The organism is Anaerovibrio lipolyticus DSM 3074 (genome assembly GCF_900141865.1).
In the GTDB taxonomy this organism is placed as follows: domain Bacteria; phylum Bacillota; class Negativicutes; order Selenomonadales; family Selenomonadaceae; genus Anaerovibrio; species Anaerovibrio lipolyticus.
The window spans coordinates 1-17,655 of the sequence record NZ_FQYW01000017.1 but is presented as its reverse complement, the minus strand read 5'-3'; the positions used below and the strand labels follow the sequence as shown (position 1 = coordinate 17,655).

At 43.7% G+C, this 17,655-nt stretch carries 9 protein-coding genes and 5 tRNA genes; 10 read left to right on the top strand and 4 right to left on the bottom strand.

Annotation, left to right across the window (positions count from 1 at the left end):
• Positions 1–122: 122 nt before the first annotated feature.
• Complete coding sequence (locus tag B6K08_RS09995; RefSeq protein WP_080326063.1) at positions 123–1,814, top strand: putative bifunctional diguanylate cyclase/phosphodiesterase; 1,692 nt, start codon at positions 123–125, stop codon at positions 1,812–1,814.
• A gap of 53 nt (positions 1,815–1,867) precedes the next feature.
• On the opposite strand, the gene B6K08_RS09990 is transcribed toward B6K08_RS09995, so the two are convergent.
• Positions 1,868–2,245 (bottom strand): hypothetical protein, encoded by a 378-nt coding sequence (locus B6K08_RS09990; protein WP_080326062.1) that lies wholly within the window; start codon positions 2,243–2,245, stop codon positions 1,868–1,870.
• Between the two features lie 266 nt (positions 2,246–2,511).
• Between B6K08_RS09990 and B6K08_RS09985 the strand changes: the two genes are divergently transcribed.
• The 5 genes from B6K08_RS09985 to B6K08_RS09965 all read left to right on the top strand — a co-directional run bounded on the left by B6K08_RS09985 (position 2,512) and on the right by B6K08_RS09965 (position 10,514).
• Positions 2,512–3,870, top strand: coding sequence for an amino acid permease (locus B6K08_RS09985; protein WP_080326061.1), 1,359 nt, complete (start codon positions 2,512–2,514; stop codon positions 3,868–3,870).
• Positions 3,871–3,907: 37 nt separating this feature from the next.
• Positions 3,908–5,380 carry a hypothetical protein gene (locus B6K08_RS09980; protein WP_080326060.1) on the top strand — a complete coding sequence of 491 codons (1,473 nt, stop codon included), beginning with the start codon at positions 3,908–3,910 and terminating at the stop codon, positions 5,378–5,380.
• A gap of 48 nt (positions 5,381–5,428) precedes the next feature.
• Positions 5,429–5,504: transfer RNA gene (locus B6K08_RS09975), tRNA-Thr, on the top strand.
• Positions 5,505–5,757: 253 nt separating this feature from the next.
• Complete coding sequence (locus tag B6K08_RS09970) at positions 5,758–8,640, top strand: ATP-binding protein (protein WP_143254902.1); 2,883 nt, start codon at positions 5,758–5,760, stop codon at positions 8,638–8,640.
• A 146-nt stretch (positions 8,641–8,786) separates the two neighbouring features.
• Positions 8,787–10,514: a HAMP domain-containing methyl-accepting chemotaxis protein gene (locus tag B6K08_RS09965; RefSeq protein ID WP_080326058.1), complete on the top strand. Its 1,728-nt coding sequence runs from the start codon at positions 8,787–8,789 to the stop codon at positions 10,512–10,514.
• Between the two features lie 134 nt (positions 10,515–10,648).
• On the opposite strand, the gene B6K08_RS09960 is transcribed toward B6K08_RS09965, so the two are convergent.
• The 3 genes from B6K08_RS09960 to B6K08_RS09950 are packed head-to-tail and all read right to left on the bottom strand — an operon-like array spanning position 10,649 to position 16,635.
• The gene (locus tag B6K08_RS09960; RefSeq protein WP_080326057.1) at positions 10,649–13,093 is read right to left on the bottom strand and encodes an amino acid permease; all 2,445 of its coding nucleotides are present in this window, start codon (positions 13,091–13,093) and stop codon (positions 10,649–10,651) included.
• Positions 13,090–15,522, bottom strand: a complete 2,433-nt coding sequence (locus tag B6K08_RS09955; protein ID WP_039205655.1) for an amino acid permease — start codon at positions 15,520–15,522, stop codon at positions 13,090–13,092. Before B6K08_RS09955 ends, B6K08_RS09960 begins: the two co-directional genes overlap by 4 nt.
• Positions 15,523–15,534: 12 nt before the next feature.
• Positions 15,535–16,635, bottom strand: coding sequence for a chemotaxis protein CheB (locus tag B6K08_RS09950; protein WP_039205654.1), 1,101 nt, complete (start codon positions 16,633–16,635; stop codon positions 15,535–15,537).
• Positions 16,636–17,030: 395 nt separating this feature from the next.
• Between B6K08_RS09950 and B6K08_RS09945 the strand changes: the two genes are divergently transcribed.
• The 4 genes from B6K08_RS09945 to B6K08_RS09930 all read left to right on the top strand — a co-directional run bounded on the left by B6K08_RS09945 (position 17,031) and on the right by B6K08_RS09930 (position 17,447).
• Positions 17,031–17,106 (top strand) — tRNA-Gly (locus B6K08_RS09945).
• Between the two features lie 60 nt (positions 17,107–17,166).
• Positions 17,167–17,243, top strand: a tRNA-Ile gene (locus B6K08_RS09940).
• 32 nt (positions 17,244–17,275) lie between these two features.
• Positions 17,276–17,353: transfer RNA gene (locus B6K08_RS09935), tRNA-Arg, on the top strand.
• A 9-nt stretch (positions 17,354–17,362) separates the two neighbouring features.
• Positions 17,363–17,447, top strand: a tRNA-Tyr gene (locus tag B6K08_RS09930).
• The last annotated feature ends 208 nt before the right edge of the window (positions 17,448–17,655 follow it).

Here is a 17,655-nt window from a genome sequence, read left to right as displayed (position 1 = left end):
TGTGTAAACAGTTGATTTTCGTAATAATTCTTTGTAAGAATACAATATTGATAAAAAGTTTTATTTGTTTTAAAATATAGATTATCGATTGAATTGTGCGTTTATATAAATGGGGTTTCTATATGGCGTTAAGAGTAGAGATAGATAATCTTCAAAAAGCGACAGAAAAATTAATAAAGCGGCTTTTTACTGAAGGCGTTGTTGATGCCATAGCGGACGTATTGGATGAAAATGTTATCGGCTTTAGCCCTTCTGGGCATTATTACTCTCGTGGCAGCTGGGAGGTAAAGCGCTTTCTTCAGGGAGAGTATGAGCGCCTTGCTCCATGTAATATCAGTAAGATTCGCAGCCGCCAGTTTGTCAGGGAAGGGCAGCTTTCAATAGAGTCACATGTTATTATGACCAGCCTCCAGCAACGAAAGCTGCTGCTTTTAAATATTACTACCATGTACCGGATGGTGCCTGATGGTTTCATGATTAATGGCGTCAATATGGCTCTGGATTATGATAGGGAGAGAACATACAAGGTATTGACTGAGAGAGCCGTGAGTGATTTGGATTTTCTGGCATCCTATGATGGCGCCACGGGGCTTTTGAATCGTGAGGCCTTTTGCAGTCGGGCAGCAGACATGATGACAGATTATCCAGATAAGTCATTTGATATTCTCCGTATAAATATTGAGCGCTTTAAGGTAATTAATGAAGTGTTTGGTGAGCAGCAGGGGGATAAGCTGCTTAATTATATTGCGGGATTTTTAAAAAGTATTGATTTGGAGCTGTGTCTTTCTGCCAGGCTGTATGCGGATAATTTTGTGATGTGCTTTGAGGCAGTAGAAGGGGAAGCAGAGCGGCTCATCTATACTATGCAGATTGTGGCTAACAGCTTTGAAATATCTCACCATACTGTGCTGACCTTTGGACTTTATCATGTGGATGACAAGAGCATTCCTGTAAAGACAATGATAGAGCGTGCTAATATGGCCCTAAATCAGGCAAAGGGCAATCATGTAACCCCTTATTTTGTTTATGATAACAAGATGCGTGACCAAATGCTGCTGGAGCAGCAAATAGTCAATGAATTTGATGCGGCTCTGGAGCATGGAGGGTTTAAGCTGTTCCTTCAGCCCAAATATGATTTGGAAACTGAGCAGATTATGGGCTCTGAGGCATTGGTACGCTGGATTAAGGCTGATGGCTCTTACGTGTTGCCATCTTTGTTTATCCCGGTTTTGGAAAAGAATGGTTCTGTTTACGCTGTGGACCGTTTTATTTGGGAAGAAACCTGTAAGTGCCTTAGAAGATGGATTGATGCAGGGAAAAATGTAAAGCCTGTATCTGTAAATGTTTCCCGCATAGATTTATATGACCCGGAGCTAGTAAATGTGTTGGTAGGACTTACAGCGAAGTATAAAATCCCTAAGTATTTATTGGAGCTGGAAATAACAGAGTCAGCATATACCGATGATCCGAGAATGATTATGGGGGTTACGGAAAAACTCCAAAGTGAGGGATTCCTGATTCTTATGGATGACTTTGGCAGTGGATATTCATCACTGAATATGCTGAAGGATATACATATTGATATACTGAAGCTGGATATGGAATTTCTAAGAAGTACGGACCAGACAGGCAGGGGGGGCAATATTCTCAGTGCTATGGTGCAGATGGCCCGTAGCTTAAATATCCATACCATTGCAGAAGGGGTTGAAACAAGGGATCAGGCGAATTTCCTTAAATCAATAGGATGCAATTGGGTGCAGGGGTACTTTTTCTCTCAACCGATTACAGTGGAAGAATTTGAAAAGCTTATTTAAAGTATAAAAAAACAGGGGCCATAACAGTCCCTGTTATTTTTATGCTTAATGAGTTAAAGCAATGCCTTTAACTGTTCAACTTTTCGTTGGTGTGCCTTAATGGCAAAGTCCATTCTGGCATTTTCCTCATCGGAGAATTTACCACTTTCAAGGGATTTGCGGATGCGATCCGCTCTGTCCTCGATATCCTTTATTTCGTCCTCCAGAGGTTTCTTCTCCTTAAGGGCAATGCCGTAAACGGTGTGAATGTTGTCGATGATATGCTGTGCATAGCCCCTTTCGGCAGAAACATCCTCCAGAAAGTTGGCTACCTCATAAAGTATGTCATAGGGACTGGCGGCCTGCTGAATCATTTCCAACATTTTCATTTTTATATCTTCCTGCATGCCATGGGCCATATCGATAAGCTGCTGATTGTTATTTTCCTCCATAATAGTCACCTCTGAGGTAATTAAATCACATGATGATGTATACAGCAAGAGGTTATTTATTTCCAATCTGAAAATATGTTATAATACTGATTGTCATTTGTCACATATTTATCCACAGAAAAAAGTGAAAAGTTGACAAAAGCATAGCTGTAATACAGGGTTATCCACTGAGTTATTCACAAAATAGGTTATCTTGTGAATAAGTTATTAACAATATCCACAGGAAAATGGATATGGAAAAATGTTCAATATTAGGAGTTGTGTTTATGGAAAGCAAGAATCTTAAACGAGGTTTGAAGAACCGGCACCTGCAAATGATGGCACTGGGGAGTGCTATCGGTACAGGGCTTTTTTACGGTTCAGCCTCAACTATTGCCCTGACTGGACCGTCAGTAATGCTGGCATACCTGGTTAGTGGCATAGTTATTTATTTCATTATGCGAATGCTGGGAGAAATGTCAGTGCATGAGCCAGTGGCAGGTTCCTTCAGCTATTATGCCACTAAATACTGGGGGGGCTTTCCTGGATTTTTGGCAGGCTGGAATTATTGGTATTGCTATATCATGGTAAGTATGGCAGAGATTACTGCCGTTGGTATATATGTGAATTACTGGTGGCCAGATGTGCCCCAGTGGTTATCGGCACTTATTTGTCTTATTGTTATTACTGCAATTAATCTGGTCAATGTAAGTGCTTACGGCGAAACTGAATTTTGGATGGCACTTGTAAAAGTAGTTGCTATTCTCAGTATGTTTTTTTTGGGAGCATATTTAATTATTACCAATCCATTGGGCTATCCAGCCAATATTAGTAATTTGTGGAACTATGGTGGCTTCATGCCAAACGGCGTTTGGGGTTTGGCTATGGCCTGTGTAGTGGTTATGTTTTCCTATGGCGGAATTGAGCTTTTGGGGATTACAGCCGGCGAGGCAGAGGATCCTGACCGCTCCATTCCCAAGGCAATTAATCAGGTTATCTGGAGAATCTTGATATTCTATGTGGGCACCATGTTTGTGCTGATGTGCCTCTGGCCTTGGAATCAGGTGGGCATGGAATCATCACCCTTTGTACAGATTTTCGACAATGTGGGGATTCCTGCGGCAGCTCATATTTTGAACTTTGTGGTATTGTCAGCGGCGGTTTCAGTTTATAACTCTGCTATTTACAGTAATGCCCGTATGCTTTATGGATTGGCAGAAAAGGGAGACGCACCTAAGGTGTTTATGATGCTGTCTGCCCGTGGAGTGCCAATAGTGGGAACCTTGGTATCATCATGTATTACCTTGATTATTGTGGTTATGAATTATTTATTCCCAAGCCAGATTTTTATGTATCTTTTTGCAGTGGTGGTCATTTCAGCAGTAATCAACTGGGTATGCATTACTTTGACTCACATGAAATTCAGAAAGTATTGCGAGGAAAATGGTGTCCATTCCAAGTTTAAATCCATTCTTTATCCGTTGACCAATTATGTGAGCCTTGCCTTTTTGGTAGGCGTAATCGTAATGATGACACAGATTCCAGATATGAGACTGGCAGTTATTGCCCTTCCTATCTGGCTGTGCATTCTTTATGCAGGATATCGCTTTAAGGTGAGCCGTCATAACAAGAGTAATGTGGAATAATTAAAATCATATTATGGGTATACAAGGGGAATATACGATGTCAGAGAATTTATCAATTTATAACAGAATTAAGGAAGCACTGCTGCCTGATGGCACATTGCCTGAAGATTTTGTATTGCGTCAGATGCCGGAGCAGGGCCTTCGTTTTGCAGATGGTGCCATAGATGGAACAGTGCGTTATCATATGGGCCCTACCAAGAATCCAGATATCAGTGCGCTGACTCTGGTGCTGGAAATGGCTTCCCAGGAACGGTTTAAGGATTCGGCAAATGCACTGATTACTCATTTCCAGAATGGTGGTGTGATGCTGCCAGTAATGGATGCTCTTCAGGATTGGGTGTTTGATCACCCGGAAAAGCTATCTCCGGAGGCATTGGGACGCTTTTGTATGACTCTTTTGGTACAGAGCGAGGATGTGGAATCCGTAAAGTTTGCCATTACCATTTTGGAGCTTCTGGATCGAGAGGAAACCCAGGAGCTGAAGGATATTCTTTTGGTATTGGCAGCTTCTGAGGAGCTGACCCTGTTCTGTCTGTTCCTGTTAAGCTCCTTTGAGGATGGCAATGCCTTGATTTATTCCGTGGCAAAGCGTCTTAAAGGATGGGGCAGAATTCATGCAGTAAGTATGCTGAAGCCAGAAAACGATGAGATGGCTCAGTGGCTGTTAAATGAGGGCTGGAGAAATGAGATTATGCCGGAATATTCTGCCATCGTGGCCATTAAAAGAGGCGGTCTCCTGGATAGACTGGTAGGAGATAATGCAACCAAGGAGGATTTCCAGTTGGCTGGTGAGCTGATTGGTGCATCTTTGGAGGATAATCCGGTTCCTGGTTTAAACAAATACAAAAAATCCAATGAGCTTTTGGGTGCATATTTAAAGCTTGCTGATAAATATGCTGAGGACCTGGAAGATTACAGCAATATTTTTGATATCCGTGATTTTCTGGAGAAGGGGGAGCTGGCAGAAAAAGACAATCTCTTAAAGAGTGCCGGTTCTATCCTTGATTCTAAGGAATGTATTGATTGCGTTGAAGCATCTATGGATGGCGGCGAGGGCTTCTATCTTGGTAAGGCTCTTGGCCTTGATTATGCTGCTCGCGCAATGGATACTCTGCGCCATGAATGGCAGACTAAGTATGATATTATTGATCTGCTGTTGCCTGAAAAACAGTATGTTGATGAGATAATTGAGCTTTTTGAGGATGAACTTCCTTTGGAGGATATGGCCTCCGGTCCTGAAAATGAAATGGGCAATGACGAGAGATTTGCTGATTATGGCATTCTTTCCTATGTTATTCAGGGCTTACAGTCAGTACCGGGCAAGGGCGAAAGGCTCATTTGTGCGGGCCTTTATTCTCCGGTTATTGGTACCAGAAATATTGCCTTGAATACTGTCGATAAGTGGAGGAAGTCTGATTTCCAGCTCACAACGACCATGGAAAACACCTTGATGAAGCTAAAAAGCTCCGAGGTAAACGAACAGACCAAAAAGAGATTGGAAAAATTCTGATAAAGAGATTGAAACCTCAATGACCATGGAGTATAATTACATAGTGTTGCTGACATAGCACAGTTGGTAGTGCATCGGATTCGTAACCCGAAGGTCGCCAGTTCGATCCTGGCTGTCAGCACCAGAATATTATGCCCCTGCCGTTTTGGCAGGGGCTTTTTTTTACAATTTTTTTTAGCATAAATTAAAGAAAATGCAGGAGTTATTCTTTTAAATGGAGAATAAGAAAAAAAGTATAGCTATTACTTTTTTGAGGATAACCTGAGGGGTGCATTGAAGTGCGTCGTGGACATAAATTGTTTTTTAAATATATTACGCTAAAGAATATTTTTTGTCTTATTACCATATTATCCTGCCTGCTGGGGGCATTTAAAAGTATGCCGATTACACCGGCGGTGGCCAATAATGAAAAAATCGTCCGTATAGGTTATTATGAAAATCCGCCATTCCAGATTGGGGCGACGGTTGATATGACTAAGGACGGCTATGCCTATGATTATTTGCAGCGTCTGAAATTATACAACAACTGGAAATATGAATATGTATACGGCTCTTATGGCAAGCTATATGGCAAGCTGCTAAACGGGGAAATAGACCTGTTGGCTGGGTTGGCCTACACGCCGGAGCGGGCTTCCATCATTAACTATCCCCGGGATGCCATGGGGAATACCAAGTATTATTTCCTAAAGCTGTCCTCCAACAGCCAGATTACTTCGGAGCTTTCCACCATAAATGGCAAGAGAATTGGTGTCCTAAAAGGGGCACAGGTTGGTGTGGTAAATCAGTATCTGGCGGAGCATAATCTAAGTGCCCAGCTGATAGAGTTCGGTGATATAAAGGAACGGGACGAGGCCATTATTGACGGACAAATTGATATTATGATGGCTGAAAGTGACGGTACCTTCCCAGATGTGGGGATTGAAGTGTTTGCCGACGTGGGCTCCAGTGCTTATTATCTGGTGGCAAATAAGGCACGGCCGGATATTTTGGAGGATTTAAACAAATCCCAGGAGCTGATGAATCGGGAAAATCCCCATTTTCTAAATGACCTGTCCAGAAAATGGTTCAAAAAATCCGTTCTGACTACCACCCTGCTGCCGAATGAGCGAAAATGGCTGGCGGAGCATGATACCTTTAAGGTTGGGTATTTAACGACGTTTCTTCCGTACAGTGCCAAAGATAAAAGTGGTAATGTTGTAGGTGTTATTACGGATATTGTGCCGGAGATATTCAGAGTTCTTGGGGATGCGGACATTAAGATTGAATATATTGGTTATTCTACAGCCGAGGAATTAATAAATGCCCTGCACAATCAGGAAGTGGATGTGGTTTTTCCAGGTTTGTCCAATGCCTGGATTTCTGAGCAGCATGATATTATCACCAGTGAGCCGGTGGTAAATTCCAATTTTAATATTTTATATGCCGGAGCCTACCCTGATATGAGCCGGGCCCGGATTGCCATATCCCGCCGCAATGGTATCATGGATCCATTCAGAAAATTATTTTATCCTAAGAATGAAGTCCTGTATTTTGATGATATTGATGACTGTATGGATGCCGTTAAACGGGGCGAGGCAGATGTTATTATCGTCAGTGAGCTCAGAACAGAGTATCTGCTGCGGCGGAAGGAAAGCTACAAGGATTTAAATACAGCTCAGCTGACTAATGATGTGGATCTTGGCTTTGCCGGGCTTACTACAAATCCGGAAATTATTCGGCTCATAAACCATGGACTTAGTCTGATAGATGATGATTTTGCCCTGACCCATGCTTACAGCTACATGCCAAAGCATGAGGTATCTTTACTAAATTTCTTCAAAAATAATATATGGGTTCCGTTATTGGGACTGATGTTGTTCTTTTCGGTGATTTTCTACTTTGTTATACGGGAAAATCGGAAGAACAGGGAACATCTTGCAGAATCTGAGGCTCATCGTATGGAATTGTCTGACAAGGTGGAGGAGATTTCCGTTCTTAATAATGAATTACAGGATCGGCAGGCCCGCCTTGAGGAGTACGCTTCTGAGACGGAGACTCATCTGATGGAAACCAAGGCTTTAAATGCTCTGCTACAGGAGCAGCAGACCAAGCTGGAGGAATCCATAGAGGCGGCTGAGGCAGCCAATAAAGCCAAGTCTACCTTCCTGTTCAACATGAGCCACGATATCCGTACTCCGTTAAATGCCATAATAGGCTTCACGGAGCTGGGGGAACGGGATCCGGACAATATAGCCAAAAATACTGAATATCGGCAAAAGATAAAAAATGCCAGCCATCAATTATTGGATATTTTGAACAGTATTTTGGAAATGGCCCGGATTGAAAACAAAAATATGTTCATTGAAGAGGAAATAACTGATGCCAATGAGCTGTTTGATTCCTGCCTGATAATGTTTGAGGGTGATATGAGGAAGAAGAATCTCACCCTGACATCATCCTTTGATATACAGCACCGATTTTTGTACATTGATGGTACTCACATGTCAGAGGTGGTAATGAATGTTATCAGCAATGCGGTGAAATATACCCCAGATGGGGGGAATATCTATGTTACGGTTAAGGAGTTGCCGGGAGATACCGATGGGGAGTGTATTTTGGAAATCCGGGTACAGGATACTGGTATTGGTATGTCCAAGGAATTCGTCACCCATATCTTTGAACAATTCTCCCGGGATCGTAACAGTACCCAGAGCGGTATCCAGGGCACGGGCCTTGGCATGGCCATAGTTAAGTCCCTTGTGGATAAAATGAAGGGCACTATTAAGGTCAATAGTGAGCTGGGAGTGGGTACAGAAATTATTATTTCTACACCACACCGTATAGGTGAGCTGCCGTCGTCGGAAGAAAATGACCAAAACGATGAGGAAAAGGCTGACTTTAGCGGAAAGCGTATTCTCATGGCAGAGGACAACGACCTTAACGCAGAAATTGCCACCTTTGTTTTGGAGGACGCCGGCTTTGAGGTGGAAAGGGCAGTGGATGGTATTGAATGCTTCAATATGCTGATGAAGCACGATATAGGGTATTATGACCTGATTCTTATGGATATTCAGATGCCAAATCTGGATGGCTACGGTGCCACTGAGAAAATACGGCGACTGGCGGATGGTGCCCGTTCGAAGATTCCAATAGTGGCCCTGACGGCCAATGCTTTCAAGGAGGATCAGGAAAAGGCCTTTGCCGTGGGAATGAATGCTCATTTGGCAAAACCTATTGATGTGGAAAAGACCCTTGCCACACTGCAGGAAATATTAGGATAAGGATGGAAGCTTTTCAGAAAAAATTCATATTGGAAAAGGAATTTTTATATTAGTGTAGAAATAAATCCATATATATCCTGTAACATTAGATTTTTTAGCTGCGGATATAGTTAAAAGGACGAATGAATATATAGGGGGTGTCATGAATGAGTTTTAAGGATATTGGTGTAAAGTACAAGTTGGCCCTAATTGGGGCGCTGGCCTTTGTGGCTACAGTATTCGTAGGAATATTGGGATATGTGTATTTACGTTCTGCTCAGGAAGATATGGAAGCACTCTATAGAGAGCATACCATGGGTATCTTCTATTGCGCGCGTGTGAGAAATGATACTCGTGTAATGCAGGTTCAGGCATCGTTGATGCCTTTTACCATCGACCCTACCAGAAGGCAGGATCGCATGACCAAGTATAACAGCAATATTGAAGAGTCGGAACAGTGCATGCAGGAATATGAGCGTCTGAACTCAAATCACCCACAGCGTGCCTCCATGGCGGCCAAGGTGCGGAGCGACTATGAGAACTTTAAAGCAAGGTCTTCCGAATTGATGAAAATGCAGGTTACCGATGAGGCGAGCCGCCGGGCAGTTATGGACTATTATGAAAAAGAAGTTATGCCATTGGCAGTCAGCATGAGTAACGATTTAGGTGAAGTTCAGAAGCTGAACATGGAAAAGGCCGAGGAAGCTCTGGTAAAAGGAGAAGATGGAGTCAAGGCAGCCATTCGCAACATGATTATTACCTGCGTGGTTATTATCGTTGTCCTGACGATTTTCATTGCCTTTATTACTTCTCAGATTACCGGACCATTGAATTTGGTTATTCGGGTTTGTGATAAGTTATCCAATGGTGATTTCCGCAATGATGGCCTTATCGGTGAAGTAGAACGTGGTGATGAATTCGGCCACATGGAAGTTGCAGTTCGTGATATGCGTAACACGGTTAATAATCTTATACAGAAGGTTATTGGTTCCACGGAGCAGCTGGCAGCTTCCTCCCAGGAGCTTACTGCTACAGCCCATCAGTGTGCGTTGGCCTCCGAGCAGGTGGCTCAGCGTGTCAGCAGTTCGGCCAGTGCTGTTATTGAGCAGCAGAGCGATGTTGAAATGGCCATGGAATCCATTGATAATACAATGCACTCCATTGATAATCTTAATCATACGGCCAGTGATGTGACAGCAAACGTATTGGATTCCCACAAGCAGGCTCAGGAAGGCAGCGATGCCATTGAGGATGCAGTAAATAAGATTGTCAGCGTGGAAGAAATAGTTAACAGCTCCTCTATGACTGTAGATAAGCTGGGCAAGCGTTCTCAGGAAATTGGCCAGATTGTAGAGGCTATCTCCGGTATTGCCGATCAGACCAACCTGCTGGCTCTTAATGCAGCAATTGAGGCTGCCAGAGCAGGTGAGCATGGTCGTGGCTTTGCCGTTGTAGCTGATGAAGTTCGTAAGCTGGCTGAGGAATCACAAAATTCTGCCAAGCGTATTGCAGACCTTATCAGTGCTATTCAGAGTGATACCATCGATGCCGTTGATTCCATGCAAAAGGGTAACATTGCTGTTAAAGAAGGTACCGCTTCTGTTGGTCAGCTTAAAGAATCCTTTAATAGAATTTTGGAGGCTTCGGACGCTGTAGCTGAAAAGGCTAAGGGCATGAGTGATGACCTGAAGGTTGTTTCCGGCGATACGGAAAATGTTCGTACCCGTTCCAACAAGATTTCTGAAAACAGCCGTCAGGTAGCAACGGATATGGAAAGTGTTTCGGCAGCAGCTCAGGAACAGTCTGCTGCGGCTGAAGAAATTGCTTCCGCAAGTGAGGCTCTGTCCCAGTTGGCACACAGCTTACAGACTGCTGTAGGTAAATTTAAGGCATAGACCATTATCCAGTATTAAACAAAATAACAAGCAAAATAAGAAGCTCCCCTGCAACGCCTTTGATGGTGTTACAGGGGAGCTTTTCGTGTGGCAGGAACACAACTACATGGGCGAAATTTCTGGCAAGATCTTCGCTATGCCATACTTTCATATTTTGTGTAAGAGACGGCGGATTGTTTTGCTAGATTAAGAGTGAGTTGAATGCTCATCTCTGTTTGGGCGGCTGGGGAGCTTTCTATGCTAAATGCTCCCTCCATTAGGTTTACAAGGTGTTTGGTTATGGATATTCGCTGATCCATACTTAGTTTATCCATGCGTTCCTTGTCGGCGGTAAAATTAACCTTTAGCTCATAATCAGCACATAATCGGGAAGAAACACCAAGCTCACCTTTATTTTCCAACCGTCGATGAGCAAAGCCCTTTTGAGTAACCGATACGGATATTTTGCCTCCCATAGGGCTCACATCGTAGGCAAGACTGATTAGATTTAGCAGCATTCGCTGGATTCGATTTTCGTCACAATATACATAGGAATTATCCAGCTGGCTTGAATCAACCTGAAAATCCAGATTCTTATCCTGCATTTGAATAACAAAGATGTTTTTGACCTGCTGGAGACTATAGTGAATGTCTGTGGCTCTTGGATACAATACCAGATGGTTGGAGGTTATTTGCTCTACCAACCCCATTTCTCTCACAAGGTTGAGGAAATAGTGGCTTACGGAATCTGTATGGCGAAGGGCCTGCCATAGACTGTCCAACCTGTCCTGGGGACAATTGCCCTTTATGGTCTCATATTCCTTGCCAGTATTTCTGGCCAACCTCACATAGCTCATTATGGATTGCATCATCAGCCCAATATCGTGGGTCATGCCAATAAGGAAGGAATTTCTTACCTGGCTGGTATGCTGTTCTTCCTGTACCTTAATATTTAGCTGATATTCTCGTTGTCGCATGATAGTAAAGATATCACCCATAAAGACAAGGATAAGGATGATAATTACAATCTGAATAATACTGCTGGTATTAAGCACCTCATGGATGGCGGCATACCCACTTTGGCGCAGGAGAGGCAGCTTGGTTACCATCATTTGCCGCAGCCATAAGGAGGAAGTGAAGAAATTTAAGAACAATAACACGGTGCACATGGAAAAGGACTTGCCAAAATGGTCATGTTTATCATGTTTAAAGATGTACCAGTAATAGATAAGCCCTATAATGCTCCACACCGCCAACAGTAAATACGACTCTGTATTCAGGGTGGTGCCAATCAGCAGGTTTGGAATTATCGGGCAGAAGAAGAAAAATATGGAGATAATAAAACCGGTGATACCAAGGAATTTTCCAGCTGAATCCTTACTTACTGTGGCCTCCCGGTAGCGACAAAGGGAAACATAGGCATAAGCGATGGAACCGCTTATGGTAATGGCATCCACCAGCCACACAATGGCTGTACGGCCCAGCAGGGGAATAAGCAGTGATACTATCATAATTGAGATAATAGCATTGCGGGGAGTGCCATCCTTGGTTTCTTCGGCTATTGCCGCTGGCAGGAGATTATCCTGAGCCATGGCCTGCAGCAAATAGGAGGCTCCCCGATACAGACCGATAATCCCGGTAAGAATACCGGCGAGGATGGCTGCTGTCAAAATGCCTAAACCCGTGCTTCCCAAAAGGGATTTCACACTGTAAAACAAAGGTAATGCTTTGAGCCCCTCCAGATTGCCCAGGTTGTTGATATACTCATTCCATCCGTGATATTCCGGCGGAATGCCCATAACGGCAATTGCGATTGGTAAGCAATAAGCCAATACAGTGGACACAACGGTTGCAATAATAAGAGGAAACATGTATTGGGTTGGGAAGTGGAACTGCTGGCTGCCATGGGTTATGGATTCGTAGCCAAAGAACATCCATGGTGCTACCATCAATATACTCAGCAACTGCAAAAATGGCGTACCGCCTACATCAGGGGCAAAGGCAGGATAAAAGCTGGCGTGCTGTGGACTCATGGCCAGTACCCCACAGAATAGGATGACAATTCCACCAATTAATATAAAGGCAAGTATGGTGTTGGCGGCCTGTTTTATCCCTCCTCCAAAGGCGGAAAATAAACCAAAGAGAATAATGACTCCCCAGGTAGCAATGATTTCACCACCATAAACGTCAAAACCGGCCACTTGGTAGTGAAAACCCCATTGAAGCACATCCCCAATGGTAAAGCGAACCAGTACAATTACGGCAGTGGCATTGGCCCACATAATTGACAGATATGTAATGATAAGGGCCCAGCCAGCAAGAAAAGCATGGTCATGACCCATAATTTCCCGGGTATAGGCGAAAAAACCACCGCTATCCTGCATTTTTCCAGCCAACATACAGAAATTGGACCCAATAATCAGCATAATCAGGCCACCAAGAATAATGGCCAATATACTTCCTACTGGGCCTGCGTTGGGCAGAAAAAGATTGCCGGGCAGCATGAAAGCTCCCCAACCGACAGCACAGCCGAAGGACAGGCCCCACACATTAAGGAGTGTGAGCAGGTGTCCCTTGTTGGTTTCCTGTGGCGTATTCATAAGCACATCTCCTTTGCTACGATAGGAAGGGTGAATTTTACAACGATATCCTTGCCAGGCTGTTCCGAGGCAGAGTCAACTTCTATAGTGCCTCCCATGGACTGTACAATGCTGCGGGAAATATATAGGCCGCTCATGTCGCTATAATCCGGGTGATAATCCTCCGTCAAGCTTTTTACTATGATTGGTGGGATGTTAATACCGGTGTCGTGAACATGAAATTCATAATCTCCGTAGAGGGCTCGTTCCCCTTCCGGCATGGATGAAACTTCCACTAAAGTTACCATAACCCCACCATTAGCTGAGCAATACTCATAGGCATTGCTCAGTAAATTGATTAACAGGCGTTTTAGCTGGATTCGGTCGCAGAACACCATCGGGTGCTGTAAATCTACAGGATAAACTTCAAAAAAGAGGTTTTTTTCCTGCATTTGCAGGGAAAACAGGTCTTTCATCTGTTGGAGCAGTTCCCGCAAATCCACCGTGACGGAGTCGATAGGTATCTTATCCATGTGCGTATTGTGCATAATACTGCCTTTTTTAAGCATATTATCGATTAGTCCTACCAGAAGCTGACTGTGGGTATCCAGTTTACCCAAACAATCCGTCAGGCGGTCAGGGATTCGCCGTTGACAATTTTCTTCTGGACATCCGGCACAGATTGTGCAATTTTCCAAAGCAAGATGGACTGATGTTTGAGCTGCTTCCATAGGAATGCGAATATCGTGGGAAAGATTGCCCAAGAAGGTATTTTTGGCCTGATTGATTTCATGCTGATGCTGAAAGGTCTGAAACAGCTTTTTTTCACGCCTCTTTATGGTGATAAATATATCTGCCATCAGCAGTAAAATAAATAAAATCATCAGCATTTGCATCATGCTGTCCTTTACTAAGCTGTCAGCGGCCAATTCACTGTAGGAAATAGACTCCCATTCGGAAGGAATAATACTTATCCAGCCCTCCAGCCTTTGACGGAGCCATAAACTGCTGGAGAAAAAGTTAAGGAAAAGAATCATAATAAACATGGAGGTACTGTTACCAAAGCGGTGCTGTTCGTCGTTTTTGAATACATACCAGTAGTAAACAAATCCAAAAAGACTCCAGCCTGATAACATAAGATAGGATTCTGTTTCCAATGAGCCACCCAGCAGCAGTCCAGGAATAAGAGGGAAGAAGAAAAACATGGCGGAAACAGCCACGCCAATTCCACCTAGCCATTTACCACGCTGATCATTCTCCCGCCGGGCGGTGATATAGGAGCACAAGGAAGCATAGCCATAGGCTATTGCACCTGCAACAGTAATAACATCGCATAACCAAACTACCGATACCCGCCCCAGGAAAGGAATCAGCATGGAAATTAACATAACGAAAATAATTCCATTTTGTGGGGTGCCATCTTTGGCCTCTTTGCTGAACCATTCCGGCAATATTTTATGGGTCCCATAATATTGGATAATTGTACCTGTAATGCGGTATAGACCCAAAAGGCTGGTGGATATGGCTGCAAGAATGGAAAGAAACAGTATAACGAGACCTTCCTGCCCGAAAACATTGTATACGCTGTTAAATACCGGCAGCCCTTTTATACCGTCCAATGAATTTTTCTGGGCAATGTAACTGGTCCAGGAGGAAAATTCCGCTGGAATAGCCATAACCGCCATGGCGGCCAGTAAAACATAGATAATACCGCCGGCCACTATTGAGGCTGCCATAATAGGAAATAGCCTACGGGTGGAAAAATTAAAAAGGCTCCTTGTATGGGTGACGGCCTCAAAACCAAAGAACATCCATGGCGCCAGCATGACCATGCTAAAGATCTGCATAGCCGGGGAGGTTACATTCTGGAAAGGCGGGTAAAAAACATCAGTAGGCGTGTAGATGTATAGGGCAACAAATAACATTACCACCGTAGCAAAAAACAGCACTGCCAGGCAGGTGTTTATAATTTTGCGGAGGATATCGCCGTAGCAGGAAAAGAGACCAAATACGAAAAATACCATCCATGTGAAAAGAATCTCACCGAAGTTTATGTCAAATCCGGCAACGGTATACATATATCCCCAGGCGAGAACATCCCCAAACAGAAATCGTGATAATAAAATGGTGGCGGTGGCATTTGCCCACATGATAGACAGGTAGGCGATAATTAAAATCCACCCAGCCAAAAAGGCATGATCATATCCCAATATGTTGCGTGTATAGGCCACGATTCCACCATCGTCATTATATCGATTGACCAGCTGGGAAAAATTGTAGGCAATAATGAGAAGAAGTACAGTGGAAAGCCCCATGGAAATGACGGTGCCCAATGGACCTGCCGTAGGTATAAAAAGATTGGCCGGTACCATAAAAGCACCCCAGCCTACGGCACAGCCAAGGGACAATCCCCAGATATTCAATGCTGACAAATGTCTTTTGTTATCCATAGTCCTGCTCCTTTATCTGGCAATCTTATGTATAGCTTCTGGTATGCTGGAAAGAGGCAATTGTTGCTGTACTGCCCCCATACTAAAGGCAACCTTTGGCATACCGTAAACTGTGCAGGTGGCCGCATCCTGCCCAATGGTAGGTGAGCCTTTTTTGCGCATTTTTAAAAGGCCTGCTGCGCCATCCTTACCTATACCCGTTAGGATAACTCCCATAGCCTTATTTCCAGCTACGTCAGCTACGCTGTCAAAGAGTATATCCACGGCAGGGCATACACTGTGTACTGGTGGCCCGGCTTTGCACTCGATAACATAATTACTTCCTTGACGAATAATTGACATGTGCTTGCCACCTGGGGCAATATACACATGGTTGGGTTTTACCACATCTCCGTTAGCAGCCTCTTTTATGGTCAGGGCACATACCCCATTAAGACGTTCCGAAAACAGCCGTGAAAACATAGGGGGGATATGCTGCACAATGACGATACCCGGTAGTGGGGGCTTTAGGGCGGGGAGAATGGCGGACAAAGCCTCCGTTCCCCCGGTGGAGGCTCCAATGGCAATAAGATCGATGGTGCCATGCCCAGCTGGTATGCTGATAACAGGCTCACCTGATGGTGTAGAGGAGCTTTGCGAAGGTGAACTCTGGCGTGCTGGCGCAGGTGGCGCAATTTTTGTTGCCGTGACAACACCAGCCTGCTTTTGAGGTAATCTGACAGAGGCACTGTTGTCCTGCAGGGCTTTTATGATACCATCAAAAAAAGGCTGGGTGGGCTCACCGAAACTAGGCTTTTTAAAATAAGCAGAAGCTCCAAGGAATTTGGCTGTCTGGGAAACATTATTTGATATGCCATAAACTATAATAGGAACATTTGGGTGTTGTTTAACCAGCATAGGCAGAAACTTATCCTGATTTATCATCATAGCGCCCAAAGCCAGATTTAAGATAATAGCTGTTGGCTTAAAGGCGGACAGCTTCTTTTGAGCCTCTGCCGGCTGGGTGGCACTGTCAATAATACTGCCGGCTGGCAGTAGGTCGCTTAGCTTCTGAACCAAGGCATTCTGAAAAGATATGGAATTGTCTATCACAAATACTCGCAGATTGCCCATAAAATTCTCCTTATTCTTTAAGTAATATTAAGTTTATACTTCTATATTGGTCAGTAAAATCCTTTTTAAAAACAATATTTTTTGCTATGAATTCTTAGTAAATCAAATCTGAAAGATAAATATGGACTTTAGATTTCGTGTGAGGATGATGAAAGCATATATACTATTATCATGCTGTGCAGTAATGAATATTTTTATAGGTAGGAAAATGGGTAAATGACTCCTTTAATGATTAATAAAATGATAACCTGTTCAGATGAAGTTATCTGTCAACATCGGACAAAATGAAAAAAATATAAAAAAGTGTTGACAAGTATATCTGAAAACAGTAGAATATGTTTTGTCAGTCAGCGAGACACCGAGGCGGTGGGATTGCTGATAACTACATAAAAAGTGCGGAAATAGCTCAGTTGGTAGAGCATCACCTTGCCAAGGTGGGGGTCGCGAGTTCGAGTCTCGTTTTCCGCTCCATATAATGATTGCGATTCTCGCATTGGTTAAACAGTGCGAGATTTTCTATCAGTAGATAAAGGGCCTATAGCTCAGTTGGTTAGAGCAACCGGCTCATAACCGGTCGGTCCCAGGTTCAAGTCCTGGTGGGCCCACCATTTCACTGATTAGCAACAAACCTTTTTAACATGACTCAGTAGCTCAGCTGGATTAGAGTACTTGACTACGAATCAAGGGGTCGGGGGTTCGAGTCCCTCCTGGGTCACCATATTATATTGGGTAGGTGCCCGAGTGGTTAAAGGGAACGGACTGTAAATCCGTCGCCGTAGGCTACGATGGTTCGAATCCATCCCTGCCCACCATTTTCTTTTTAATCAACTTCAAGACTTTTATAAAATGTTTTAAAAAGTGCTTGACAAGAGAGATTATAAAAGATATACTAAACAAGCTGACTCACGAAGCAAATGCTTCTGAGACAACTTGAACACGAAGTAATTTTTGGTCGTAGCGAGGCGCGACGCAGCAAAACGACGAAGACGTACATAAACTGGTACGTCGAGGAATTTTGCA